General features: G+C 57.5%; 26 protein-coding genes. 5 read left to right on the forward strand and 21 right to left on the reverse strand.

Going from position 1 to position 25,934, the window contains the following annotated elements; translation table 11 throughout:
- Window positions 1-10: 10 nt before the first annotated feature.
- The 9 genes from NE562_RS02640 to NE562_RS02680 all read right to left on the reverse strand — a co-directional run bounded on the left by NE562_RS02640 (window position 11) and on the right by NE562_RS02680 (window position 7,156).
- Window positions 11-1,234, reverse strand: coding sequence for an NAD(P)/FAD-dependent oxidoreductase (locus NE562_RS02640; protein WP_280960841.1), 1,224 nt, complete (start codon window positions 1,232-1,234; stop codon window positions 11-13).
- Window positions 1,231-2,100 (reverse strand): MurR/RpiR family transcriptional regulator, encoded by an 870-nt coding sequence (locus NE562_RS02645; RefSeq protein WP_280960842.1) that lies wholly within the window; start codon window positions 2,098-2,100, stop codon window positions 1,231-1,233. Before NE562_RS02645 ends, NE562_RS02640 begins: the two co-directional genes overlap by 4 nt.
- Window positions 2,101-2,178: 78 nt before the next feature.
- Window positions 2,179-2,907 (reverse strand): pseudouridine synthase, encoded by a 729-nt coding sequence (locus tag NE562_RS02650; RefSeq protein ID WP_280960843.1) that lies wholly within the window; start codon window positions 2,905-2,907, stop codon window positions 2,179-2,181.
- A 41-nt stretch (window positions 2,908-2,948) separates the two neighbouring features.
- A complete protein-coding gene (locus tag NE562_RS02655; protein WP_280960844.1) occupies window positions 2,949-4,028 on the reverse strand; it encodes a D-alanyl-D-alanine carboxypeptidase family protein in 1,080 nt (359 codons plus the stop codon).
- A gap of 72 nt (window positions 4,029-4,100) precedes the next feature.
- The gene (ytfJ, locus tag NE562_RS02660; protein WP_280960845.1) at window positions 4,101-4,523 is read right to left on the reverse strand and encodes a GerW family sporulation protein; all 423 of its coding nucleotides are present in this window, start codon (window positions 4,521-4,523) and stop codon (window positions 4,101-4,103) included.
- Window positions 4,516-5,151 carry a DUF2953 domain-containing protein gene (locus tag NE562_RS02665; protein WP_280960846.1) on the reverse strand — a complete coding sequence of 212 codons (636 nt, stop codon included), beginning with the start codon at window positions 5,149-5,151 and terminating at the stop codon, window positions 4,516-4,518. Before NE562_RS02665 ends, ytfJ begins: the two co-directional genes overlap by 8 nt.
- Before the next feature lie 7 nt (window positions 5,152-5,158).
- Complete coding sequence (scpB, locus tag NE562_RS02670; RefSeq protein WP_280960847.1) at window positions 5,159-5,773, reverse strand: SMC-Scp complex subunit ScpB; 615 nt, start codon at window positions 5,771-5,773, stop codon at window positions 5,159-5,161.
- Entirely contained in the window at window positions 5,770-6,492 is a 723-nt protein-coding gene (locus tag NE562_RS02675) for a segregation and condensation protein A (protein WP_280960848.1), read from the reverse strand. The genes scpB and NE562_RS02675 overlap by 4 nt, the downstream gene beginning before the upstream one ends.
- A gap of 4 nt (window positions 6,493-6,496) precedes the next feature.
- Complete coding sequence (locus NE562_RS02680) at window positions 6,497-7,156, reverse strand: site-2 protease family protein (RefSeq protein WP_280960849.1); 660 nt, start codon at window positions 7,154-7,156, stop codon at window positions 6,497-6,499.
- Between the two features lie 483 nt (window positions 7,157-7,639).
- Between NE562_RS02680 and NE562_RS02685 the strand changes: the two genes are divergently transcribed.
- Both NE562_RS02685 and NE562_RS02690 read left to right on the forward strand, forming a co-directional pair.
- Window positions 7,640-8,278, forward strand: coding sequence for a TetR/AcrR family transcriptional regulator (locus NE562_RS02685; protein ID WP_280960850.1), 639 nt, complete (start codon window positions 7,640-7,642; stop codon window positions 8,276-8,278).
- Window positions 8,275-8,844, forward strand: a complete 570-nt coding sequence (locus NE562_RS02690; protein WP_280960851.1) for a flavodoxin family protein — start codon at window positions 8,275-8,277, stop codon at window positions 8,842-8,844. The genes NE562_RS02685 and NE562_RS02690 overlap by 4 nt, the downstream gene beginning before the upstream one ends.
- A 72-nt stretch (window positions 8,845-8,916) precedes the next feature.
- On the opposite strand, the gene NE562_RS02695 is transcribed toward NE562_RS02690, so the two are convergent.
- The 8 genes from NE562_RS02695 to NE562_RS02730 form a co-directional block, all read right to left on the reverse strand.
- A complete protein-coding gene (locus NE562_RS02695; protein WP_280960852.1) occupies window positions 8,917-9,996 on the reverse strand; it encodes a Gfo/Idh/MocA family protein in 1,080 nt (359 codons plus the stop codon).
- Window positions 9,997-10,060: 64 nt separating this feature from the next.
- Window positions 10,061-11,071 (reverse strand): zinc-dependent alcohol dehydrogenase, encoded by a 1,011-nt coding sequence (locus tag NE562_RS02700; protein WP_280960853.1) that lies wholly within the window; start codon window positions 11,069-11,071, stop codon window positions 10,061-10,063.
- A 39-nt stretch (window positions 11,072-11,110) separates the two neighbouring features.
- A complete protein-coding gene (locus NE562_RS02705; RefSeq protein ID WP_280960854.1) occupies window positions 11,111-12,217 on the reverse strand; it encodes an ABC transporter permease subunit in 1,107 nt (368 codons plus the stop codon).
- 2 nt (window positions 12,218-12,219) lie between these two features.
- Entirely contained in the window at window positions 12,220-13,743 is a 1,524-nt protein-coding gene (locus NE562_RS02710; RefSeq protein ID WP_280960855.1) for a sugar ABC transporter ATP-binding protein, read from the reverse strand.
- A gap of 91 nt (window positions 13,744-13,834) precedes the next feature.
- A complete protein-coding gene (locus tag NE562_RS02715; protein ID WP_280960856.1) occupies window positions 13,835-14,893 on the reverse strand; it encodes a sugar ABC transporter substrate-binding protein in 1,059 nt (352 codons plus the stop codon).
- Between the two features lie 225 nt (window positions 14,894-15,118).
- On the reverse strand, window positions 15,119-15,907 hold the full coding sequence (locus NE562_RS02720; RefSeq protein WP_280960857.1) for an SDR family NAD(P)-dependent oxidoreductase: 789 nt from the start codon (window positions 15,905-15,907) through the stop codon (window positions 15,119-15,121).
- A gap of 403 nt (window positions 15,908-16,310) precedes the next feature.
- Window positions 16,311-16,733: an HIT family protein gene (locus tag NE562_RS02725; RefSeq protein ID WP_280960858.1), complete on the reverse strand. Its 423-nt coding sequence runs from the start codon at window positions 16,731-16,733 to the stop codon at window positions 16,311-16,313.
- 74 nt (window positions 16,734-16,807) lie between these two features.
- On the reverse strand, window positions 16,808-17,881 hold the full coding sequence (locus tag NE562_RS02730; protein WP_280960859.1) for an FkbM family methyltransferase: 1,074 nt from the start codon (window positions 17,879-17,881) through the stop codon (window positions 16,808-16,810).
- Between the two features lie 402 nt (window positions 17,882-18,283).
- On the opposite strand from NE562_RS02730, the gene NE562_RS02735 reads away from it, so the two are divergent.
- From NE562_RS02735 to NE562_RS02745, 3 genes are all read left to right on the forward strand, one after another.
- Window positions 18,284-18,736 carry a hypothetical protein gene (locus NE562_RS02735; protein WP_280960860.1) on the forward strand — a complete coding sequence of 151 codons (453 nt, stop codon included), beginning with the start codon at window positions 18,284-18,286 and terminating at the stop codon, window positions 18,734-18,736.
- Window positions 18,736-19,587 carry a hypothetical protein gene (locus NE562_RS02740; RefSeq protein WP_280960861.1) on the forward strand — a complete coding sequence of 284 codons (852 nt, stop codon included), beginning with the start codon at window positions 18,736-18,738 and terminating at the stop codon, window positions 19,585-19,587. Before NE562_RS02735 ends, NE562_RS02740 begins: the two co-directional genes overlap by 1 nt.
- Window positions 19,588-19,887: 300 nt before the next feature.
- Entirely contained in the window at window positions 19,888-20,175 is a 288-nt protein-coding gene (locus NE562_RS02745; RefSeq protein WP_280960862.1) for a hypothetical protein, read from the forward strand.
- Window positions 20,176-20,475: 300 nt separating this feature from the next.
- Here NE562_RS02745 and NE562_RS02750 read toward each other — a convergent pair whose 3' ends face one another.
- Genes NE562_RS02750 through NE562_RS02765 form a run of 4 tightly spaced genes read right to left on the reverse strand, consistent with a single transcriptional unit; the run spans window position 20,476 to window position 25,656 of the window.
- Window positions 20,476-21,441, reverse strand: coding sequence for a carbohydrate kinase family protein (locus NE562_RS02750; protein ID WP_280960863.1), 966 nt, complete (start codon window positions 21,439-21,441; stop codon window positions 20,476-20,478).
- 3 nt (window positions 21,442-21,444) lie between these two features.
- Window positions 21,445-22,314: a Cof-type HAD-IIB family hydrolase gene (locus tag NE562_RS02755; protein WP_280960864.1), complete on the reverse strand. Its 870-nt coding sequence runs from the start codon at window positions 22,312-22,314 to the stop codon at window positions 21,445-21,447.
- Between the two features lie 23 nt (window positions 22,315-22,337).
- Entirely contained in the window at window positions 22,338-23,729 is a 1,392-nt protein-coding gene (locus NE562_RS02760) for a glycoside hydrolase family 32 protein (RefSeq protein WP_280960865.1), read from the reverse strand.
- 16 nt (window positions 23,730-23,745) lie between these two features.
- Window positions 23,746-25,656: a PTS beta-glucoside transporter subunit IIBCA gene (locus NE562_RS02765; RefSeq protein WP_280960866.1), complete on the reverse strand. Its 1,911-nt coding sequence runs from the start codon at window positions 25,654-25,656 to the stop codon at window positions 23,746-23,748.
- Window positions 25,657-25,934 lie beyond the last annotated feature (278 nt).

Genomic DNA, 25,934 nt, shown 5'->3' on the forward strand with positions numbered 1-25,934 from the left:
AGCTTCCTCCCTATGCGTGCGCCGCGGAAAGCCCGGCAAGCCTTCCGGTCGACCACGCGATCTGTAAATTGAACCCGCCGGTATAGCCGTCCACGTCGAGCACCTCGCCCGCGAAATACAGGCCGGGCGTTTTTTTCGATTCCATCGTCTTGGGGCTGACCTCCTTGACGGATACGCCGCCCGTGGTGACAATCGCTTCCTCCACCGGACGCTTGCCCGACAGGGCGACCGGAAACGCGCGCAGCGTGTGCAGCAGCTTCCGCCGTTCCTCCTTGGTGATGGAATGCACCTTGGCGCGCGGATCGATCCCGGCCGCCAATATCACGGCGGGGATCATCTTACGCGGCAACAGCTCGCCCAAGGCGTTAACAAAATCGCTATTTTTATGCTTTTCAAAGTCGCTCAGCAATCGCTTGTCAAGCGTTTTTTCATCCAGCGCGGGCTTAAGGTCGATCTCCGCGCGGTAAGTTTTGCTACCAAAATGCCGCATGTGCGCCGAAGCGGACAGCACCAGCGGACCGGATAGGCCGAAATGCGTAAACAGCATTTCGCCAAAATCCTCATAAATCTTTTTATCGTTTTCCAGAATGCTGAGCCTCACGTTGCGCAGGCTCAACCCCATCAGCTCGCCGCACACGTTCCCCGCTTCGGTCAGCGGCACGAGCGAGCCGTTCGGCGGCACGATCTTGTGCCCCAGCGCCTTAGCGAAGCGGTAGCCGTCGCCGGTCGAGCCGGTCTGCGGATAGGACACGCCGCCGGTGGCCAAGATCACAGCGTCCGCCTCGTAGGTCTTGCCGCCCGCGCGCGCGCCGGTCACGCGGCCATCCGCCGCGGTGAGCTCCTCCACGGCTTCGTTTACAATCGTAACACCCGATTGTTTGTTCCATGTAAAAAGCGCGTCAATAATATCGGCGGATCGATCGGAAACCGGAAAAACACGGTTTCCCCGCTCGGTCTTGAGCGGCACGCCGCGCGCCTCAAAGAAATCCTTTACATCCTGCGCGGAAAAACAGCCCAGCGCGGAATACAGAAAGCGCGGATTGACCGGTACATTCTGCAAAACGGTTTCGTTATCGCAATCATTGCACACATTGCAGCGGCCCTTGCCGGTGATGAAAAGCTTGCGCCCCACCTTTTCATTCTTTTCAAACAGAGTGACGCGCGCGCCCTGCTCCGCGGCCGTGCCCGCCGCCATCAGTCCGGCGGCGCCGCCGCCAACGACTAAAATATTCAAGTGGTCTCGTCCTCCGGCTTCTCATATACGTCATATTCCTCCCAGATGCTCTCTAAGGAGTTAAAGGTGGCTTCAATCTCTTTTTTATGCTCCATACCGACCGCAACGATCAGCGCGTTGATGACGGAAAGCGGCGCGATCAGCGAATCGACAAAGCTGGCCATGTCGCTTTTGGCGATCAGCGTATGATCGGCCACGCGGGCCAGCGGAGACAGGTGCGAATCCGTCAGCGCGATCACGCGCGCGCCGCGGTCCTTCGAGTAACGCATGGCGGAAAGCGTGCGCTTGGAATAGCGCGGAAAGCTGATGCCGAGGAACACATCCCCCTCGCCGATGCGCAGCACCTGCTCGAAAATCTCGCTGATGCTATTGGTGTGCACCAAATGCACGTTATCGAACAGCAGGTTAAAGTAAAAGCCCATGAAGCTCGCCAGCGCGCCCGAGGAACGCACGCCGAGAATGTACACGCGGCGGGCATGCAGCAGCGCGTCCACCGCGCCCTGAAAGGCGTCCCGGTCGATCTCGTCCAGCGTCATGCGGATCATATCCATATCCGCGTGCAGAACGGTCTGCAAAACGTCCCGGCCGCCCATCCGGTCGGAGGATACCTCCATACGCTGCACCGAGGTAAGCTTGTTGCGGATCATTTCCTGCAGCGCGCGCTGTAAATGCGGGTAGCCCTCGTAGCCAAGTTCGGTCGCAAAGCGAACGACGGTCGATTCACTGACACCGACCGTCGTTCCGAGCCGGCTGGCAGTCATAAACGCCGCTTTATCATAATGCTCTAAGATAAAGCGCGCGATCTGTTTCTGACCCTTGGAAAAGCCGGGCAATTCATTTTGTATTTTTCCGATCAAATCGTTCATTCCTTAACACTCCTGCTGCCGCTTAGGTTTCGGCCAATTTCATTCTAAGCGGTTTACAGCAAAAATGCAAGAAGTATTTCACCCTTCCTGCATATTTGCAGCAAGGCCCTGCAAATACGCAAGCTCCTTTTCGGTCAGCTCACGCCATGAGCCGGGCGTTAAACGCGGGTCGAGCATCAATTTTCCAATGGCGATACGTTTTAAACGGCGCACCTCCAGCCCGCACTGCTCGCACATTTTGCGGATCTGGCGGTTGCGCCCTTCGTGTATTCCCAGACGCAGTTTCACGCTTTCGTCGTCATGCTCCAAAATGTCCACCGTGGCGGGCGCGATCTGATAGCCGTCAATTTCCATGGGTTCGGACAGGCGCATAGCCTGATCGACGCGGCCGCGCACGCGTACCTCGTAATACTTGGGCACCTCATGGCGCGGATGGGTGAGCGCATAGGTCAGCGCGCCGTCGTTAGTGAGCAGCAGCAGCCCCTCGGAGGTATAATCCAACCGGCCGACCGGCACCACGCGCGCGCCGCAGTTCGCTGTGAGCGCGGCCACGGTTTTGCGCCCGTGCTCATCCTGCATGGTGGAGACCACGCCGCGCGGCTTGTTAAGCATCAGATAGCGCTTTTGCTCGTTTCCGCCGATCGGCTTGCCATCCACGCAGACGCGCTCCTTTTGCGCGTCCGCCTGATCGCCGAGCGAAGCGCGGCGGCCATTCACCGTCACGCGACCGGCTTCGATCCAGCTTTCCGCCGTACGGCGCGAGCACAGGCCCGCCTGCGCGAGTATTTTCTGTAACCGTTCTTTCAAGATGTCATCCTCCGTTTTGTCCAATGCCTATCGTCTTGTCTTTAGGAAAACAGGCGCTCCCAAAGGCGCGCGGGCAGGCTTTTCTGCTCCGGCGTTAAAAGCGACGCTTCGCCGTACAGCACGTTATCCTCAGCGAGCACCGCGCCTCCCAGCCGGTATTCCATACGCCCCGCGCGCGCCGTTTTGACAACGGGCGCGTAGCAGATGGTATCACCGTAGCGGACCGCCTGTATTTTTTCCTTTTCCTCTGGCGTTAAATACGCCGTTACCGTGTGCTGCGCGATCAGCGGTACTTCGTCCGCGTCGCCGCCGAACACATGCTGGGTGCCCACCTGATCGCCCGCGTGGTGCAGCGTCACTTCTTCGTAGCGGGAAAAGCCGTTGTCCAGCATGGCCATATGATCGTTCCAATCGTCCGGCGCGTTCAGCGTCACGGCGACGAGCGTGCGGCCATTTCGCTCGGCGGCGGAAACCAAGCAGCGGCCGCTGCGCTTGGTAAAGCCGGTCTTGATGCCGATCGCGTCGTTATAAAGCGTCAATAGCCGGTTGTGGTTGCTCATCACGCGCTCGCCCGCGCGGTAGTTTTTCGTGCCGACGATCTGCCGGAACGTGGGGTCCTGCATTCCGGCGGCCGCGATTTTGGCAAGCTCTAGCGCGGTGGTATAATGCGTTTCGCTGTCGAGCCCGTTCGGGTTGTCGAAATGAGTGTTCGTCAAGCCGAGTTCCTTCGCCTTTGCGTTCATTTTTTCGATAAACGCGTCATAGCCGCCGCACTCTCCCGCGATGGCGACCGCGGCGTCGTTGCCGGATTCCAGCAGCAGGCCGTACAGCGTGTCGCGCACGGTAAGCGTTTCGCCCTCGCGCAGGTACATGGACGAACCCTCCACCTGTGTATACGCCTTTTTCACCTGATAGGTGCGGTCGAGGTCGCCCTCCGAGATCGCGACCAGCGCGGTCATGATCTTGGTTGTGGAGGCCATCGGCAGGCGCGTATCGGCGTTTTGCTCGAACACCGTTTCGCCCGTGTCCGCGTCCAGCACAGCGGCGGCGGCGGCGTTCACCGCGCCCGCCCGACCGGGCAGAAACAGGCAAAGCGCCAAAAGGCAGGCTATTTTTTTCATATCCACATCTCCCTGTATAACAAAACCTACTCATAAAAATACTATGAGTAGGTTTTGCGGGGAGCGGGCCTCTTATTCCGCGTCTTCTCCGGTTTCGTCTGCCATTTTTCCGTGGCGGCCGTTCATAAAGCCGGATACCTTGGAGATCGCGCCGGGGATCATTTCAACCAGACGGTCGACCGTGGTGGACGCCTGCGCGTTGACGCCTAGGATCTGCGCGTCCCCGCTTGGCGAAAGGATCAAAAAGCAAACAGGCGAAACCGTAACGCCCGCGCCGCCGCCGCCGCCAAAAGCGAGGGGCGCGCCGCTTTGCGCGTGGCGGGGCAAGAAATCGCTGCCGCCCGATGCAAAACCAAAGGTCACCTTGGAGACCGGGATGACCGTCGTGCCGTCCACCGTGTGGATCGGCGTGCCGATGATGGTGTTGACATCCACCATTTCCTTGATTTTAGCCATGGTTTCGGTCATCAGGTTGCTGATGGGATGCTCACTCATTTTCTATCGCCTCTTCTTTCTTTGTCAGGTTTTTATACATCCTATAAAGCTTTTTGCCGTGCCGCAGCAGAATCAGCGCCAGCCGCAGCGGACGGATCGAACAAAACACCGTGAACGCCCATTCGGTATGTTCCGCATCAAAATCCGCGTCCGCGCTCACGTGATAGTCCTTCATTTCAAAAGTATTCTCCAAAAACGGCGTTACCATGCCGCAAAGAGTAGAAAAATAACCGAGATACAAACCCGTTTTCGCCGCGTCGTCCGTGCCGAATAGCACGCGCACGCGCAGTTTGGATATCCGAAGGGAATCGCTCGCCTCACCCAGCAGGGTAAACAGCAGATCGATTGCCTGCTCCAGTTCGATTTCGCGCAGGTTCAGGCCTTTTTTTTTCGGCGCCGGCGGCTTTTCCGCGGCGGGCGGCGGCGGTTTTTCCTCCCTTTTTTTACGGTGGGGCGGCGGATAAAGAGGAATGCGCACAATGCCGTAGCGCAGATCAATGGTGATATCTCCGTTTACCCCGGCGGCCTCCACGCCGGTGCGGACCGTGAGCAGCAGCAGGGCAAGTACGAGCACCGCGAGAAGCACGATCAGCACCACGCGCAGCAGAATCAGAAGGATGCCAGCCATCCGTTATTCACTCCGTTTCGTCCGTCCCGGCGGACGGCTGCTCCAGACCGATCTGCCCGTCCACCTCTTGTTCGGGCGCCGCTTCTTCCAGCCTTAGCTCCATTTGCTCGTTTTCCTCCAAAGAGGGCAGCGCGGGCAATTCGGACAGGCTGGTGAGCGAAAAGGTGCGTAAAAAGATATCGGTCGTGCGGTACAGGATCGGGCGGCCGGGCACATCCATGCGCCCCGCTTCCTCGATCAGCCCCTTTTCGACAAGGCCCGCGACCGTGCCGCCCGAATCAACGCCGCGCAGCTGGTCGATGAACGCGCGCGTCACCGGCTGGCGGTAAGCCACGATGGTGAGCACTTCGAGCGCCGCGGGGGAAAGCGAGGGCGGGCGTCGGCTTTCGGTCACGCGGCGGGCGGCGTCCGCATAAAGGGGGCGGCTGCAAAGCTGCAGCTTGTCCTCCATGCGCAGCAGCATGATGCCGCGCTGTTCAAAATCATAGGCGTTCGCAAGCTCCTGCGCCGCCTCCAGCAGTCGTTCCCGTGTGGTTTCCAGGGCGGCGGCCAGCCGGTCGACCGGCACGGCGTCGCCCGCGGCGAAAAGCACGGCCTCCAGACCGGCCTCCAGCTCTGTCATACAGTTTCCTTCTCCTTATCTGTGGCGAGCGTCAGCTCCAAGTCTTCCCCGTCGCCCTCCAGCAAGACGCGCTTGGTTTTGGACAGCTCCAATACAGCCAAAAATGTCGCGACGATCTCCGAGCGGTTCTTTGCATCGTCGAACAGGCGCTGGAATCGCACCCGCGCCGACCCAAAAAAGCGCTTTAAGATAGCGGTGATCCGCGTGGATACCGGCACCGGCTCGTGGCCGACGATGCCGCTGAACGCGTTCGCCGAAGGCGGCATGCGCCGTTCGGCTTTTTGCAGCATGCGGTTTGCCGCGCGCATCAGATCGCTCACCGAATGGCGATATTCGCGCACGGGCGCGCCGGGCAGCGTTTCCGGGGATTTGACAAAAATATCGCGCCCAAATTCGCTTTTGGACTTTAAGACCGGCGCGATCTCTTTCATGCGCTGATATTCGAGCAGCATTTCGACCAGACCGGCGCGCGGGTCCTCTTCCTCTTCTTCCTCGTGCTTTGGCAGCAGCATTTTGGATTTGATATACACGAGCTGCGCCGCCATCGCAACGAAATCACCCGCCACATCCATGTCCATGGCGTGCGCATCGTGCAGCACGGCAAGGTACTGGTCCAGAATTTCGGCGATCGGGATATCGTAGATGCTCACCTTGTTTTTCGCGATCAGGTGCAGCAGCAGGTCGAGCGGCCCGTCGAAATTTTCTAAATGAAAATCCATGTTTTCACCCGATCAAGACGCTCATCAAATTCCAAGCAAGGTTCTGCACCCACAGATTGACCCCGCCGATGAGGAAATCGAGCCAGCCGAACCAAAGCGCGGCAATGAACACGATCAGGATGATGGACTGATATTTTTGCAGCTTGAGCGACCAAGAGAACGGCAAAAACGCATCGACCACGCGCGAACCGTCCAGCGGGTGGATCGGGATCAGGTTGAACACGCCCAGACCGACCGACATGCTGGCAACGATACGGCAAAACAGCAAAATGGCGATTTGAAGCGCGCCCAGCTGCATTGTCCCCAGCCAGAGGTACAGGCAATAGAACACAAACGCAGTCAGCAAATTCGACGCCGGGCCGGCCAGCGCGGTCGCCGCCATGCCGAAGCGGCGGTTTTTAAAGTTTGAAATATTGACCGGCACCGGGCGCGCCCAGCCGAAGCCAAATAAGATCAGGCACAAAAAACCGAACGGGTCGATATGCGCCAAGGGGGAAAGCGTCAACCGGCCCGCGGCCTTGGCGGTACGGTCGCCCAAAAGGCTCGCCATGCCGCCATGCGCGGCTTCGTGCACGGTCAGACACAGCACAACGGCCGGCAGCGACAGCGCCAAATAGATCAGCGCCGTGCGCAAATCGCCGATACGCAAAGCATTCCAAAGCAAAATAGGTTCCTCCAACGATAATAATACAACATATAGTATACCTGCTTTTGCCCATAAAAACAAGCATTTCCTAGGGTCCGCCCAAAACTTTGGCAATCCATGACAAGCTTGCAAAACTTCTCTTGCGCCGCTGGTGAGATTGTGATAGAATTAATTAAACCGACAGTTCAATTAATTTACAGTGCGTCAAAGAACCCCTCGCGCCGCAGCGCGCAATAAAATTGAAAGTTGAAGCTTTGCTTCAATTTGACCAAAAACCGGGAGCAGAAGGTGAATTGGCCGCAGGCCAAGAGAGGCCGGCCTGGGCCGTGTATCTCGGTTTGCTCTCATTTAATCGCCGCACGGCGGCGGAAAATGGATAGAGGCCTATGGGCTGAACAAACCGGCGGCGAAGTGTGCCCAAAGGGCGCGCGCCAGAGCCGGAATTCTCGATCGAAATGGGGCTTTGTTTCGATCGACATTTAATTAATTCAGGAGGAGCGCATGGGCCGAAGAAAGAAGGAACCGGAAAGCGTGCACCGCGACAACATCGCCGCGGCCGCGGAACGCCTGTTTGCCGCTAAAGGCATAACCGCAACCACCATGGACGATATCGCGAAACAGGCCGGGTACAGCAAGGCTACCTTATATGTGTATTTTACAAACAAGGAAGAGATTGTTGGGCTGCTGGTGCTGAAAAGCATGAAAATGCTTCGCGCCGTTCTGCACGAGGCCGTATCCGCACCGGCCGCGACCAAGGAAAAGTATGAGCGGCTCTGTCACGCCTTGGCGCAATATCAGGCGCAATACCCGCTTTACTTTTCGCTTGCATTGGGAGAGATCAATATTGATTTTGAAAAGGATCACCTCCCCGTAGAGAGAGAAACGTTCGAGGTCGGCGAGCAGATCAACGCCGAAATCGTTCAGTTTCTCCGGTCCGGCATAGAAGCGGGGGCGCTTTTGCCGGATATTCCGGTTTTGCCTACGGTTTTTCTATTTTGGGCTTCTTTGTCCGGTGTTATACAAATGGCGGCGCATAAGAGGGCCTATATTGAACAAGCAATGGGCCAAACGAAGGAACAATTTCTAACATACGGCTTCGACAGGCTCTACCGGCTGATCGCAAGGGAGGACAAAGAATGAGAAAAAAGCTGCTTGCGCTCTTGGGCAGCCCGCATGATCACGGCTCGACGGCGGCCATGCTGGATCGCGCCGTACACGCCGCTGCCGCGCACGGGTGGGAAGTCACCACCGTGCGGCTGTACCAAAAACAGCTCGCCTATTGTAAGGGCTGCCGGGTCTGCGCCCAAACCAGATCCTGTGTCATAGACGATGATATCCAAGAGATCGCCGCGCTGCTGCGAACCTGCAACCGGGTCGTATTGGCCGCGCCCACCTATTGGGCAAACGTACCGGCTAACGTAAAAAACCTGTTTGACCGGCTGCTTGGCACGGCGATGGAGGAGACCGCAACCTTCCCCCGCCCGCGCCTATCCGCGGAACAAGAATACTTGCTCTTGACCGCTTGCAATACCCCCTTCCCCTTTTCGTGGCTGTGCGGGCAAAGCAGCGGCGCTTTACGCGCCATGCATGAATTTTTCAAAACCGCGGGCATGAAGCGTATAGGAAGCGCCGTTTTCTCGGGCGCGAAAGGCAGCGCCGCATTGCCGCGCAGAACCGAGAAAAAGATCGAACGGTTTTTCCGCTAACTATCATAGAAGGCTAAAAACGCGTACGCTTTCCGACTGGATGAAAGCGTACGCGTTGCTTTTGCCGTGGAATCAAAGCCTCGCGGGGCGGCGGCAGGCGGTCTCTAGGGTTACAAACCGCTCTTCCCCGGCGCTTGTCAGAAAAGCGTGCAGGATTTCTAGGGTGTGCAGCGCCAATTCCCCGCTTGCCCGGTGCGAGCGCCCCTCCCGGATTGCCTCCGCCATATCGATCAGGCCGATACCGCGGCAGTTTTCGGTATGTCCATAGGTCGGCGGCACTTCGCGAAAGACGCTTTCCCGCGCGCGCAGCAGACAGACCGGCCCGCCAAAGGTATCCGGATCAGGCACGCGCAGCGTGCCCTCGGTTCCATATATCTCAAGGAACGGCAGCCCATGCCCCCATACGTCAAAGCTATGCAGAACCGTCGCCAGCACGCCGTTTTGAAACCGGATCGTCCCGGTCACATGGGTAGGCGTTCCGACCGAAAACAACTCTCCCGCATGTGGCCCGGGGCAGGTGCAGGTGCGCGTGTCAAACCCCTTTGCCGTCATTGCGCAAACGGAGCGCGCGGGCCCCAGCAGATGGATCAGCGCCGTCATATAGTAAGGCCCGTAGTCCAGCAGGGGGCCCGCACCGGGCTGATACAAAAACGCCGGGTTGGGGTGCTCGCGCTCCGGCCCGTGCCATGCCAAAAACGCACAGGCTGCAAGGGGACGGCCGATCTCCCCCTGATCGAGCAGCTGGCGGCAGGTCTGCAAGCCGCCGCCCAGAAAGGTATCCGGCGCGCAGCCGATGCGCAGGTTCCGTTCCCGCGCGAGCCGCAACAGCTCCCGCGCCTGTTCCGGCGTTCCTCCAAGCGGTTTTTCCGAATATACATGCTTGCCCGCCAAAAGCGCGCGGCGGTTGATTATATCGTGCGCCGCCGGTGCGGTCAAATCGAGCACCAGATCGATCGACGGATCGGCCAACAGCTCGTCGATGGTCATCACCCTTGGGATATGGTGCTTTTCCGCCGCCGCGCGGGCCGCTTCGATATGCCGGTTCGCGCAGGCTGTCAGACAAACGGAATCCCGCTCCCCCGCAAGGTTTTTAAAATAAATATCGCTGACGTCGCCGCAGCCGATCACGCCGACGTTTACCCGGTTAAGCATTCTCCCGCTCCTTTCCAAAAGAGGACCGGCCCGGTGTGAAGAAGCCGGGCCGGCCGAAAGTTTTTTATTTTACTTCGATCACGGTTTTAACCGATTTAGCCGCGGCCATCTGGTCGATGCCGTACTTGGTTTGCTCGAGCGGAACGCGCAGCGTGACCAGTTTCTCCACGGGGATCCTGTGATTTTCAATGATGTCGACCGCCTGCGGGAAGGTGCCCTTGGTGATATAGGCGCCGACGATCTGCAGCTCCTTAAAGACGATCTCCACCTGATGTACCGTGGGCTGTGCAACGGTATTGATGCCGAACAGCACGATCGTGCCGCCCTTTTTCGCGGCCAAGATCGCGGTATCCAGCAGTACGCCCACCGCGTCCACCACGATGTCCGCGCCAATCCCGGTCTTCTCCATCAGAAATGCCGGCACATCCTGCTTCATCGGGTTTACCGTGTAGGTCGCGCCCAGTTCCGCGGCAAAGCGCAAGCGCTCCTCGTTGGTGTCGCTCACGCAAACGTCCGCGCCCATGGCCTGATACAGCATCATATACAGCATGCCGATCGGTCCCGCGCCCAGAATGAGCACGGTCTCGCCCGGATGCGCGCGCGCCTTGTTGGTGCCGTTGAGCACGCAGGCCAGCGGTTCGGCTATGGCGGCGATATGCGCGGGCACCTCGTCCGAGATCTTGTACACCATCCGTTCCGGGATACAGGCAAACTCAGCCATTACGCCGTCGATGCTGTCGCCGATGTGCTGAAAATTCTCACAGAGGTTGATGTGGCCCGTCCTGCAGTAGTGACACTTGCCGCACCAGATATTCGGATGAATGACCACATGATCGCCCACCGCGACGCCCGTGACGTCCGAACCGACCCCGACGACCTTGCCCGTGCCCTCATGGCCCAGAATCAGTCCCTTTTTAAACTCGTAGAGCGGCGGGACCGCGAGCGCCCGGATATCGGTGCCGCACACGCCGATGGCGTGGATTTCAATCAATACGTCGTCCGGATTTTTCACCTCGGGCTTTGGTACGTCCTTTACCTCGAGACAGCCGGGGCCTTGGAACAGAGCAGCCTTCATAACTGATAAGCCTCCTTCTTGGTTTCAGCATCTTGCGCCTTACGCGCCCTTCTTGTTTTTAAACTGCGTATCGACGATCACGGCGACCAGAATGATAAGCCCCTTGAAAATATTCTGGAAGTCCGAAGAAACGTTGAGCAGCGACAGCAGATTTGCCAGCACGCCGATGAGCAGCACGCCGATGATGGTGCCGCCGATGTTGCCGATGCCGCCCGACAGGCTGGTACCGCCGATGACGGTGGCGGCAATCGCGTCCATCTCCGCGCTTTGGCCCGCGGTGGGCACGCCGCTCTTGAGCTTGGCCGCGATCAGCAGGCCGCCGAGCACCGCGCAGAAGCAGGCGCACGCATGGCCCTGCATAATGGTGCGGTCCACGTTGATGCCGGCCATTTTGGCCACGTCCTTATTGCCGCCGACCGCGTAAATGCGGCGGCCGAACGCCGTATGGTTGAGCAGGAAATAGGTCAGCAGCAGCATGACGCCTAAGTACAGGATCTGGCAGTTCATAAAGCCCGTCGATATGACCAGATAGGCCATGTACGCCTCAATGATGAGGTACAGTGCGGCAAACAGCACGGCGTTCGCCGTCGACGTTTTCTGCTGGCGAATCTTTTTCAGGCAGGAAAGCACGATAAAAACCGCGATTACCGCCAAAAGGGCGAGCACGACCTGATACGGCACCCTGCCGGAACCGAAGATATCCAAAAAGCCCTGCTGGCTGATGGGCAGGTTGGCCGCGCCGGTAATGGCGAGCGCCGCACCGCGAAAGCCGGTCAGACCGGCCAGCGTGGCGATAAAGGCGGGGATTTGAAATTTTGCAATGATCGCGCCAATGCCGTAGCCGAGCGCCGCCGCGCCGACCAAAAGGATCAGCACCGCGAAATACCACGGCATGTGCTGCATCAAAACCGCGGCCAACACGCCCGTCAGGCCGAAGAGCGAGCCGACCGTCAGGTCGATACCGCCCAAAAGGATCGCAAACATCGCGCCGCAGGAAGCCACGCCGTTGGTGCAGATCTGCCGAAGCACATTAAGGATATTGACCGGTTTTAGGAACGTGCCGCTGAGGATGGCCGAGATCACGATCAGAACGACCAATGCAATCAGCGAGGTAAACTTGGATACATCGATATTTCGTTTCCTCATGTTTATTCTCTCCCTATAGCAATTCTGAACAGTGACTCTTCCGTTATCGCATCGCCGATCATTTCGCCGGCATTACAGCCGCCGCGCACCACGATCACGCGGTCACAGTTGCCGATGGTCTCCGGCAGCTCGGAGCTGACGATCAAGATCGCGATGCCCTGCTCGGCGAGTTTTCTCAGCTTTTTGTAGATCTCCGCTTTGGTGCCTACGTCGATGCCCTTGGTGGGCTCGTCCAGAATCAGCACCTTCGGATCGGTTAGCAGCCACTTGCCCACAACGACCTTTTGTTGGTTGCCGCCGGATAGGCTGCTCGCGGTCTGCCGCTTTGTGCTGATGCGCACCTCCATCTGTTTGATCATCGCGTCGTTTCGTTTTGCCTCTTCTTCAAAATCCAGTACGCCGAACTTTTTGGTCAGCGTGGGCAGAGACGGCGCGGTCAGGTTATCGTTGATCGAATGGTTCAAAACCAAACCGTTGCCCTTTCGATCCTCCGTTATCAGCGCAATGCCGTGCTTTACCGCGTCCGAGGTCGATCTGATCTCGATCTTCTGCCCATGCAGATAGACCTCGCCAGAGGTAAATTTGTTAACGCCTTCAAAAATAGAATTGACCAGTTCGGTGCGCCCCGCGCCTACCAGACCGTAAAATCCCAGAATCTCGCCCTGCTTGATCTGGAAACTGAAATTATCGATGATTTTGCGTTCGGGCAGGTGCGCGTCGAACAGGTTCCAATTTTTCACCTCGAACACCACGGGCGCGTCGGCCTGATACGTCGGCTTTTGCGGATACATATTTTTCAGATCGCGGCCGATCATCAGCTGCACCACATCGTCCTTGTTGATCGTCTTGATATCAATGCCCGCCTGAATGAGTTTTCCATCCTTTAAAACCGTGACCGTGTCGCAGATCTGGAAGATCTCATCGAGCTTATGCGTGACAAAGATACAGGTGACGCCCTTCTTTTTTAAGGCGCGCACGATCTCGAAAAATCCATCGATCTCCTTATTGGTCAGCGAGCTGGTGGATTCGTCGAAAATCACGATTTCGCCCTGCTCGGAAAGAGCCTTGGCGATCTCGACCATCTGCTGCATCGCGACCGTAAGCGAACGAATCTTTACCTGCGGGTCGATATCGAGACCGACCTCCGTGAGACATTCCTTCGCTTTTTCGTTCATGGTCTTTTTATCCAAAACGCCGAATTTGGTCGGATAATGGCTGAGAAAGATATTTTCCGCCACCGTCATATCCTGTAAAAGCGCCAGCTCCTGATGCACCAGAAAAATGCCCTTGCGCTCCGCGTCGACGGATAGACGGTTTTCGAGTTCCTCGCCCTTGAAGATGACCTGTCCTTCGTATGATCTTTTGGGGTTTACACCGGCCAAAATCTTGGCCAGCGTCGATTTCCCCGCCCCGTTTTCGCCGCAAAGAGCCATGACCTCGCCTTTTTCGATCCCAAAGGAGACGCCGTCCAACGCTCGCACACCGGGAAACTGGATGGATACGTTTTTAAATTCTACCAGTGCCATGTTTCACCTTTCCAATCTTTCGTAAAGGTTTTGCTGCAAAAGCCGGCGGAAAACGCACACCGGCTTTTGCAGCAACGCGTGCAGATTGCGTTTACTCGAACAGATGCGGATACATTTCCTTGCCGACGGTCAGATCGTCGCAGCTGTTCCAGCGCAGATCGATCAGCGACATCTTAACGCCCGCGTCATTGATCTTGTCGTAAGCGGGCTCTTCGCCGTTCGCCAGCGAGATTGCCGCGTCGATCACCTTGGTGCCGTACAGCTTGGAGTTCTTATCAACGCTATAATACTTGATGCCCTTTTGCATCAGCATGACGGCGTCCTCGTCGTCATCCATCGAAACGAAGATCACATCCTTCTCAATGCCGATCTCCTCACAGGCGTTATACGCGCCAACGCCCATCGCGTCGTTCGCACTGATTACGCCCTGAATATCCGTGGTCTTGGCAAGCACGTTCTGCATGGTGGTCATGGCGAAATCGCGCGCCCAATCCGGGCACCATTCCTGATGCACCACGGTAATCTGCGGATAGTTTTTCAGCTGGTCCACGGCGCCGTTGTGCACAGCGGTGGCAACGGAATCGCCCAGCGTGCCGTCCATCAGCACGATGTTGGCCGGGCCGTCGCCAAAAACTTCGACGAATTTATCGACCTTGGCCTGTCCAATACCATAGAAATCGCCGGAAACAAGGATATCGGGCATATTTTCGCCTTCAAAATCAACTTCAAGCGAGATAAAGGGAACGCCCGCGTCGACGCAGGCCTGCGCCATCTCTACCGAGACCGTGCCGTTGACCGGCTCGATCGCGATAACATCGAAGCCACGGGTGATGTAGTTGTGGATGATATCGAGCTCCTTGGAAGCGTCCAGATCGCAGGGCTGCCACTCCATGTAAACGCCCTTTTCAATCGCCCGCTCCTCGGCGCCCGCCATCATATCACGGTAGGTCTTTTCCTTCATGGTCTGGCTGGTGATGCCGATCTTGATCGAAGCTTCCTCTTCACTGATCATGCCCGCCGACTGGGGGGCGTCCGTGCCCTGCGTATCCTCGGGCGTATCTGCCGCCGGTGTGTCCGTACCGGTGCCGCCACAAGCCGTAAATCCGAAAACCATGATAACCGCAAGCAACATCGCAGCGATTTTTTTCATTTTTATTTCCTCCTCAGGTAGGTAAACATTGTCGTTTTCATTCTATCTGTGTTTTACTAGGAGTTCCGGTGTTTTAAGGTGGCGCCTATCATACAGATATTGCGCGGGCAATAAATCATATATTAATATATTATATATCGTAAACAGATACGCTTCTTCCTCTCCTGTGACGGGATACCACCTTTGCTTTTTCTGGAGTTTACTTTTTTGCCGAGGAACTGATTCTTAGTGCATTTCTTGGCCGCCGCTTACATTGACCGCCTGCCCCGTCATGTAGCCGCTCAGCTCGGTCGCCAGAAATACGGCGACGCGCGCGATCTCGACAGGGTCCGCATAATGTCCTAGGGGGATAGCGCTTTCCCACTCGCGCAGAATAGTTTCGGCGTCCCTTCCTTGGATCTCAGAAGCCCAAACCGATTCCCGAAGCGTCATATCCGTCATCACAGAGCCCGGGCAGAAGCAGTTGACGCGGATATTGTCTTGTGCCAGTTCAAGCGCCAAGCCCTTGGTAAAACCGATTACGGCGGCCTTGGTGGCGCAATAGTGGGTCAGCAGCGCGGCGCCTGTTTTGCCGCATTGGGACGCGGTATTGACAATCCGCCCGCCGCCCTGCTTTTTCATGTAGGGTATGACGGCGCGCGAGCATAGGAACACGCCCCTGCAATTCACCGCGAAGATTTCCTCCCAATCCGCCAAGGGCAAATTTTCGATGGTGGACATGCTGATCGTGCCCGCGTTGTTATACAGCAGATCGATCTTTCCAAAGTACGCCTCCGCGGTCTTTGCCATTTCCGCCGCGTCCGCTTCGCTTTTCACATCCATTTGAAACGCAATGCTTTTGCGGCCCATTTTTTGAATCTCTTGCACGACTTCGTTAGCCCGCTCTTCGTTACGGCCGCATACCATCACATCCGCACCGCATTCGGCCAGCCCCAGTGCGATCGCGCGGCCGATGCCCGCTGTTGCGCCGGTGACGATCGCCGATTTTCCGGTCAGATCAATGGTGTAGTTCATTTTTCATTCCTCCCCATCGTTTCGTGCTGTAGCTTGCGTACTGTACTTGCTTGAGGCCTGTCTACCTCCCTTCGTTTCATTTTTCAAATTATGATACAGGAAGGTCTCCCTCCTTGAATCCTCTCAACCTCGATTGCTGTGTCCGCTTTATTGTTTACTAATATATTAATACTTTTGTTAGAGAGTGTCAATCACTTTCTCACAAAAACACCACAAAATCAGGTGTCTATTTTCGGTTATTCTTAACGAAAACCAACCCTATTTCTACCTTTTTACCCACTTAACCGGTTTTCTCAGCATGTGCGAACGCCGCGCTGTTTTCCCGATCTATACGAAAAAGCGCACTGCAAGCCCTATCGGTTTTGCAGTGCGCTTTTTTCGTTTCACGGCATACGCCGGGTTCTTACATGCCGAGTTCCTTTTTGAGCGCAGCAATCATTTCCTGATACTCTTCATCCCTCAGGAAAACCGGCTGATCGTTGCCGATGGCAAAGCTGCCGCCAAACTCAAAGCCGCCCTCGTACTTCGGGACGATGTGGAAATGCAGGTGCGGGTTGGTGTCGCCATAGGAGCCCAGATTGATCTTGGTGCAGCCCCACAGCTTCTTGACGGCGCCGGAAGCGGCGGCCAGATCGTCGGCAAAGTCGTGGCGCTCCTGCTCGGTGCACTCGCACAGTTCCTTCTTATGCGTGCCCAGCGCCAGCGCGCAGCGGCCCTTATGCGCCTGATCCTTAAACAGGTACAGCGTGCCGGCCTTCATCTTGCCGACCTCGAACATCAGCGCCTCGCGGCCCTCATGGTGTTCGTCACAGTAAAAACATCCCATTGTTATTCTCTCCCTTATGTTCAGAATTTAGCATATCTATTATACCGCGTTTTGCCGCTGATTTCCAGCCCTATTTACCGCGCCGCTGCATATAAGTTCGTATCCCACGCGGGCACATAGGGGTGATGCCGCAGATACAGCCGGTACGCAGGATTCATTTCATGGATGAGCAGCGGCAGCTCAAAAAAGTCCGCGCTGGTGTGATAGGCCGCGATATTCAAGGCAGGGCCAAAGCGCCGGATCGTTTCCCGCGCACCCGCGATCGCTTGCCGTTCTGCCCCTTCCACATCCATTTTTAAATAGGTGCAGGGCGCGCCGTTCAGCACGCTGTCCAGCGCGCGCATTTCGGTTTTCACACCATCGCGCGCCACACGGCTTTGCCGCCCGGCCTTAGCCGCGAAGGTAAGCGTGGTATCCTCCCGCCATGCGCCCGCCTGCACCAGATGAATTTCCCCCGTGAGATTTTCCGCCGCATAGGCCGAAAGCTTGCGAAAGCTTCGCGCATCCGGCTCTAACGCGGTGATGGAAGCGTAGCGGCCCTTCGTATGATGCAGAAATTCGCGGACCGTATCGCCGGTATACGCGCCCAGATCGGCAAAATGTTCGTTTTCTCCCAGACAAAGCAGGTTTTCAAATGCTTCGGCCTTTTCCGTTTCACATCCAAACAGATACCGCAGGCGGCCCGAAAGCTTAAAGCGCACCGTGTCCAAAAACACCTGCCGCGAACGCTCGTCCGCCAGCAGTTCATACGCGCGGGCCATGGCGGCCTGATTTTGCCGGGCGAAAGCCGCATCGAACACCGGCCCGGGCACCACGGGCACATCGGGCGCAAACACGTCGTACCGCGCGTCCAGATCGGTAAAGCGCCGAAGCAGCTCGGGCCGCTGGCTGGCAAAGCAGATGACGATCACGATATTCTCCGACAGCCGTTCGGTCACGCCGGAGAGCGTTTCCACCGGGAAGCCCCGAAAGGAATGGCCGCGCACGAAGCCGTCGCTTGCAAACACGGCGGCCGCGCGTATGCCGCGCGCTTCAAATTCGTTTAAGACCTTATCCGCTCCATCGCCCATGCCATAAAGCGCGATCGGGCGCTTTTCATCCCGCAGTACATTCCACACGGATCGTTCCAACCGGTCAAAGTCCATCATTCTTTCCTCCTGCCCGCCCTATCAAAACAAGCGGTATACTAGCCGTTTCGCGGTTAGTATACCACAGCGGCAAGCAATTCCGAAGAGTCAAAACACACCTAAGAGCCGCTGATGGTATAATTAATTCAATCCGGGTATAATAAGCGTTTTGCGGCTATTATACCACAGCGGCATGCGCAAATAAAGCTATCAGCATTCGCTAAGCGCCGCTGATGGTATAATTAATTTAATCCGGGTATAATAGCCGTTTTGCGGCTATTATACCATATTTTCGCACCGGTTGCAAAGTGACCGGTCCCCAACGAAAAATAACCGCGCAAACGACCAAATTCTCGTTGCGGTTTTCCTCCCCTTCCAGTATAATTTAAATATACGAAATTATTGGAGGGGGAGGTGCGGCCCATGGCTTTGTCAAACGGCATCCTTGCCATGAACCCGGACAAGTACCGTGAAATGGACGGTGTAGTGTTCGACCTGAACAGCTATGCCCGCCATTGCCAACCTTCCGAGCCCGAAGTCCCCGCGGAAGAGCCCGCCGTTCCGGCCGCTGCCGCGCCCGCGCCGGTGTTCGCGGTCGATCCGTTCCACGCGGGCTGGTACGAAGCGGAGGAGGGACAGGCCCCCGTGCCCATCATGGGCGGCTTCCTGCCGCCGGATGAGACCTGCGCTGTTACCGAGGGCGCGATCACCGTGACGCGCACCGTGTTTGTACGCCCCGGTTCCGGCTCCGGTTCGTCCTACACGACCTCATACACCACTTCTTACCGCATATCCTATCTGGGCTCCGGTTCGGGCTCCTATGTCTTCGGCTCGTGCGTCTATCTGGCGGGCGGTTACGGATTGGAGCTGATCTGATGCATGCTTTTCACTCCAACTGGACGCGGCCCTTCTTTGCCCGTAACCCGGGCGGCGACTACGCAGTAGAACCGTTCGAGCTGCTCACCACCGCGCTCTCCGCGCTTCAGTGGCAGCGCGAAAACGGCGCCATTTCCATGCTGTGCGACACTGTGGCCGCGCGCTACTACGAAGCGCTCGGCCTTTTCTTTTTATGGAACGGCGGGGTCTATCCCCTGCTGGACGATATCCCGGCGGACGTCAACCCCATCGCCTTTTGGGCGGCGGGCAAGCTGTACGCGCTCGCGGCCCTGCGCGCGCCCTGCGTCATGATCGATACGGATTTTATCGTGTGGAAGCCAATCGCTCCGCTGCTGAACGAGCTGGACGCCGCCGCCATCCACCGGGAGGACATCTCCCCCGGCATCTATCCCGGCCCCGAAGCCTTTGGCCGTTCGCAGGGATTTGACTTGTCTGCGCTCGATTGGACCGTGCGGCCGCTCAACACCGCGCTCGCGTACTTTGGAAGCGACGCTTTCCGCCGGTTTTATACCGATACCGCGATTAGCTTTATACGCTCCGCGCCCGAGGCGGACGATGTGCTCACCTATATGGTCTTTGCCGAACAGCGTATGCTCGCCATGTGCGCGGCGGGCTACGGCGCGCACGTTGCCGCCCTGTCCGATCTACCCGGCCTATTTGGCGGTCAGGCGTATTACACCCATGTCTGGGGCTTCAAACAGCAAATGCGCGATAACAGCGAACTTTACAGTGATTTTTGCCGCCGCTGTGCCGCCCGCCTGTGCCGCGATTTTCCCGAAGCGGCGGAGCAGATCGCCAAGGTCCCCTCGCTCGCGCCTTACTTTGCATAACGACAGGCGTTTGGCAAGAAAACAGTGCATTGAAAAACGGGTCTGACTCGGAAGGATTTTCGAGTCAGGCCCTTTTTATATACACAAAGCGACATAAGCAAAAGGAAAAACATCAATTATCCAGAAGGGATTCGTCAAGCGATCTACCATCTAAAAGACGAAAAATAAGAGAGCGGCGTCCAGTCGTCAAACAAGCCGCCGCTCCCCAGATGCACAACCGTCCAAAAGGACAGAGCGCATAAATATTATACACTATACGCCCTCCCTCTTTCAAGCGGTTGTAAAAGAAAGAGTGACATTATGGAAAACGGATACCATTCATTTGCAACAAACTTTAAGGATTGCTGCGCCCGCTCCTGTACCCGCTTGGCGTACGAAAAGGAGAAAACAGATCCAGACTTTATCACTGCATCGCAGGAGTGCAGTGAGCTTTATCAATCAATACAGGCAAAGTTGTCTGGCGACGCACTCCTGCTCAACAGATTTGACGCTGCAAAAAATAACGAAAATGCGATCAGCGTCGAGTTTGTGTATCAACAAGGCTTTCAGGACTGTATTTACCTCCTGCGTTGGTTAGGGCTGCTATAGAATAATAAAGGGGCTGTAAAATAAGTTCTCACAAATGAATAGAAAACAGTTGCAAAGCGAAAAATGCTACCAATTCTGTCATTCTGAGGAGCGAAGCGACGAAGAATCTCGCGCGAACGCGCGGAATTTACACTGGGAACGCGCGTTTGCGCGAGATTCTTCACTTCGTTCAGAATGACATTTGGGTACTCTTCTATTTTGCAACAGTTTTTTTACAGTCCCTTCCATTCTTTTTAGATTAATAACCAGCAGTGAAGGCCGGGTATTTAATAAAAATTCTTTTCCCTGCACTGTTATGTATCATACTTCCGGGTACGCCTTTTGCAGCTCTTCCAGCGTTGCCATGACCGCGCCTTTTTGCTGCACGGTAAGCGACGCATAGCGGGCGGAAAAGCGCAGGTAAGAGGAGAGCGTTTCCTCTGTCAGCTTTGCCAGACCGTCCGCCGTGACGCCGTCGCGAATGAGCTGATAGAGAAACGAGCCGATGAACGAATCGCCCGCGCCCGTCGTATCGGCGACCGGCACCGCGATCGGCTCGCAGGCAGCCGAAGCGCCCTGTGTGTATACTGCCGAGCCCGCCGGCCCCTTGGTCACCAGCAGCAAACGGCAGCCGCCGGCAAAAAGCTGCTTCGCGGCTTCCCGCTCGTCCGAAACGCCGGTGACAAACGCGATCTCATCATCCGACAGCTTGACCAGATCGGCATAGGGCAGAAATTCACGGATGGCGGCGCGGCATTCTTCGGGCGAATCCCACAGCGGCAAGCGCACATTGGGGTCGAACGAAATGAGTGCGCCCGCCTGACGCGCCGACTCGATCGCGCGCCTGTGCGCCTGCTTTACCGGCCAATCCACCAAATCGACCGAACAGAAGTGCAGCGCGGCGCAGCCCGTAAACATCGCGGGCGTGATCTGTTCAGGCCCAAGGAAGAGATCCGCCGAGGGATTGCGGAAAAAAGAAAACTCGCGGTTGCCCGCCGCATCGAGCGAAACAAAGGCAAGGCCGGTATTTGCGCGCCCGGTGCGGAACACATACGAGGTATCCACGCCGTTGCTTTGCAGCACCTCCAGAATATGATCGCCGAACGCGTCCTCGCCCACCTGTGAGATCATGTCCGCGTCGCCTCCAAGGCGGCTGACCGCCGCGGCCACATTGGCCGGCGCGCCGCCCGCGACGCGCTCAAAATGCGTCACCTCGCGCAGCGCGCAGCCCTTTTCCTGCGGCACAAAATCGATCAGCAGCTCGCCGATCGCCACCATACGCTTCATCTGCTACATCCCCTTCAGCACATATTTTTCGATCGCCCGCGCGACGCCGCACGCAAGGTTGGACGCGGTTACAGCGTCCGCCGCCGCGCGCACGGACGGCAAAGCGTTCTCCATCGCCACACCGAGGCCCGCCATGCGCAGCATGCTCAAATCGTTATCGCTGTCGCCCAGCGCGAGCACGCCCTCCATGCCGCAGCCCAGCCGCCCGGCGAGCGCTTCAAGCCCCCGCCCCTTGTGTACGCCCCGGCTGTTTACCTCCACATTTTTCAGCTTGCCGCCATACATGACCGATGGAGCGGTCTCAAACAGGCCCGTCCGATCGAGCGCGGCGGTCATTTCGTCCACAACCGCGGTATCGCCATGGTACAAAATGGCCTTGGTGATCCGTCCCCGCTCGCACCGCAATACCTCGCGCCATGCGTCCTCGGTCTGCACAAAGATCAGGTTTTCCCTTTGTTGTCCGCCGAAAATGTCGTGCCCGTAGGTCTCGCGCAGCGTGCGGACAAACTTTTCAAATTCCCAGCCATAATACATATGGGTCGCGGTATACAAACACGGGTCAGTGCCAAAGGCGGCGCAAACCGCTTGTAAAGCGGCAAGCGCGGCGTCATCCAATCCCGCAAACAAAACCGGCTCTCCCTGCGGCAACGGCCGTACATCGGCGCCATTGGCCGTGACCGCCCAATCCGCGGGCGCGAGCAGCTGTTCGCTGTACCAGCCGGCGTCCAGATAGTTGCGGCCGGTGCACAGAGCGACCTGCGCGCCGTTAAGCTGCGCCTGACGGATCGCGCGCGCGTTTTCCGGCGGCACGCGGCTGTTTTCATCCAGCAGCGTACCGTCCAAATCGATCGCTATCAGCCGGTACTGCGGCATTGACGCGTCTCCCCTTTCCTGATTCAGCGTTTAATCGTGAGCGAGCCCATTTCCCAAAGACGCACCTCGCCCTTTCCGGTTAAGCGCACGCCCCGCGCGTCCGGCCGCGGGTAGTAGCGCGTAGTGAGCACGCTTTCCCCGTGATTGACGAAAATTTCAAGCGACGAGGTATCGGCCAGAATGCGTAGCGCGCACACCTCGCCCACCTTGGCATGGCGCACGGTGCGGCCCGCGCCGCCGCCGGTGAACGAAAGGGTCATTTCTCCCTGTCCCCATTCTAACACAGCGCTATCCCGGATGACAAGACCGCCCTTCGCGCAATCCGTGAGTTCCAGATCGAACACCGCCGCGTCCCCAGCCTCGACCGGTCCCCGGCGAAGCGTTTGCAGCTCCGCAGCCGGATAGCGCAGCATACGGCCGTTTTGCCAATCGCACCGGCAAGGCACGGTCATGGCGTGCTGCCAACCATAGGCCACGGTCAGATTTTCATACGGCGCGTCCGGCATGCCCATCCAGCCGATCAGCAGGCGGCGCTCCCCGTCCAAAAAGGTCTGCGGCGCGTAAAAATCAAACCCGGTATCCATCTCACGGTACGCGCCGAGCGTATAGGCCGAACGAAAATCGCCGTCCAGCGGGAAATATCCGCAGGAATACACGTTTTGAAACGTATCGCGCCCGTGCTCCACGCCCTGCGGCGAACAGACCGCGACCCATTGGCCATTCAGTTCAAACAGGTCGGGGCATTCCCACATATAGCCGAACGCGTCGGGCGTTGTGATCGTGTTGATATGCGTCCAATGCCGCTTGTCGCGTGATTCAAAGACGAGCAGCTCACCCCTGTTTTCCAGCGTGCGCGCGCCCTGCACCATATAATACGCCCCGTCGTACGCGAAAACCTTGGGATCGCGCACATGACAGGTCAGCCCGGCGGGATAGTCCCGGTTTTCCAAAAGCAGCTCGTTGGACTGGGCCGTCACGCCGTCCCGGCAAACGGCCAGCGCGGTGTTGTGTCCGCGCCCCTCGGTCACATAGTCAAAATCGCCGGGGTGCTTGACGTTTCCGGTGTAATATAGGTACATCACACCGTCCTCCACCAGCGCGGAGCCCGAATATACGCCGTGCAGGTCCCATGTCTGATCCGGATACAGCAGGGGCGGCAGCTGCTCCCACTGGACAAGGTCGCGGCTGCGGTAATGCCCCCAATGCTTGACCCCGCCGGTCGAATCGAACGGGCCGTACTGATAAAACACATGGTACCAATCCCCGCAGCGGCATAAGCCGTTGGGATCGTTCATCCAGCCGACGGGCGGCATGAGATGAAAGCGGAGGCGGTAGGGGTCCTGCTCCGCGCGGGCAAGCCCCTGCCGCTCCGCCTCGGCGACAAGGCGGGCAAGGTCGCGGTGCAAAGCATTCATATCCGTTTTCCCTCCGTTATTTGGATAGCGTGAGCAGCGTGTCCTTGACCGCGCCGACCGCGCCTAACGTTTTCTGTACCGCCTGATAATCGTCCGAATTGGTGACGATGACGGGAATGATGGTCTTGTAGCCCTCGGCTTCTATCGCTTTCAGGTCGCATTCGAGCAGCAGGTCGCCCGCCTTAACATGCGCGCCTTCCTGCGCGTGGCCGGTAAAATGCTTGCCGTTTAAATTGACGGTGTCGATGCCCACATGGATCAGAAGCTCGGCCCCGTTATCGCAGGTCAGGCCGACCGCGTGTCCCATCACGGTCTCAACGGTCGCGTCGCAGGGGGCGAACACCTTGCCCTCCTCGGGTTGGACGGCCACGCCCTTGCCGAGCACCTCGGCGGCGAAGGCCTCATCCCCCGTTTCGGAGAGCGGTACCGCGCGGCCGGTCACGGGCGAGGCGATCGATACCGAAGCGGTCTGCGCGGCGGGAACGGATACCGGCGTTTGCTCTTCCGGTATTTGGAGCGGCGCTTCCGTCCGGTCTTCCTCGGGCGATTCTTCCTTAATGCCCATGATCCAAGACAGCGCGAAGGCCACGCCCGCCGCGATGACGACGGTGATCACATATTGGACCGGACGGTGCAGGTGCAGCAGGATACCGAAAATACCGGTAACGCCCGTGCCGGTCGCGCCCAGATGGACGATGGAGGCGTACAGCGCGCCGCACGCGCCGCCGATTGATCCGGCGATGAACGGACGGAGATAGCGCAGGTTGACGCCGAAGATCGCGGGCTCCGTAATGCCAAGGAACGCGGAAAGCGAAGCGGGCAGCGCCATGGCCTTCAGCTTTTTATTGCGTGTTTTGAGCGCGACCGCGAGCGCCGCGCCGCCCTGCGCCACGTTGGCGGCCGAAGCCAGCGGCAGCCAGAAGGTCAGGCCGTATGCCGCGAGCTGTCCCAGATCGATGATGGTATACATGTGATGGATGCCGGAAACGACCGTAGTCGCGTACACGCCGCCCATGAGGAACGAACCGATGCCAAACGGGATGGCGATCAGCCACTGCACGCCGGAAATGATGTTGTTTTCGATAAAGGTGAACACCGGGCCGATGGCCGCGAGCGTCATATAGCCGGTGACGAAAACGGATACCAGCGGTGTGACGAACAGATCGAGCATGGCGGGCACGATCTTATGCAGCCGTTTTTCGATAAAACACATAACCCAAACCGCAATGATGACCGGAATGACATGCCCCTGATAACCGACGAGCGGCACCTCATACAGGCCGAAGAACACGGACTGCATGGTGTGTACGCCTTCGGTCGCCACCGTCCATGCGTTTTGCAGGTTGGGGTGCAGCATGATCATGCCGATGACCGCGCCCAAAAACGGGTTGCCGCCAAACACCTTGGCCGCGGAAAACGCGATCAGGATGGGCAGGAACACATAGGCGACGTTGGAAAAGAGCTGCGCGAACACATAGAACGAACCGCTGGTGTTCAGTTCGATAAAACCGTTACCCACCATGAAGTTCAAAGACTCCATGATGCCCATCAGGAAGCCGGAGGCGACGATCGCGGGAATGATCGGCACGAAGATATCGCCCAGCGTTTTAATCGCGCGTTGGAACCAGTTGCCCTTTTTGGCGGCGGCGGCCTTTACCTCGTCCTTAGAGGCGGCGGACGCGCCGGACTGACGGATAAATTCGTCGTATACCTTATTGACCGTGCCTGTGCCGAAGATGATCTGGAGTTGTCCCTGCGCCTCGAACACGCCCTGCACGCCTTCGGCGTTCTCCAGCTTTTTCTTTTGCACCTTACCATTATCCGCAATGACCAGCCTGAGTCTGGTCGCGCAGTGCGCCGCGGATACGATGTTGTCTTTGCCGCCGATGCAGGCGAGCACTTCAGAAGCCGCTCTCTGATAATCCATGCCTTGTTCCGCCTTTCTCTTTTATGTGAAATCGTTTTCACTTTATGATTTCATTATAGGACCGTTGCCTCTGTTTGTAAATCCGCATTCTATCCAAATTTAGCGCTCTGTTTTTGCGCATTTCACCGAAAGCACAAGTTAGTTTTCCCCATCTTGAAAGAATCATCCTTTGGAATTCGGTTGCCACAAAGCGAAAAGGCTGTAAAAAAACTGTTGCAAAATAGAAGAGTCCCCAAATGTCATTCTGAACGAAGTGAAGAATCCCGCGCGAACGCGCG

Source organism: Butyricicoccus faecihominis, assembly GCF_024462775.1.
GTDB classification, from domain to species: domain Bacteria; phylum Bacillota; class Clostridia; order Oscillospirales; family Butyricicoccaceae; genus Agathobaculum; species Agathobaculum faecihominis_A.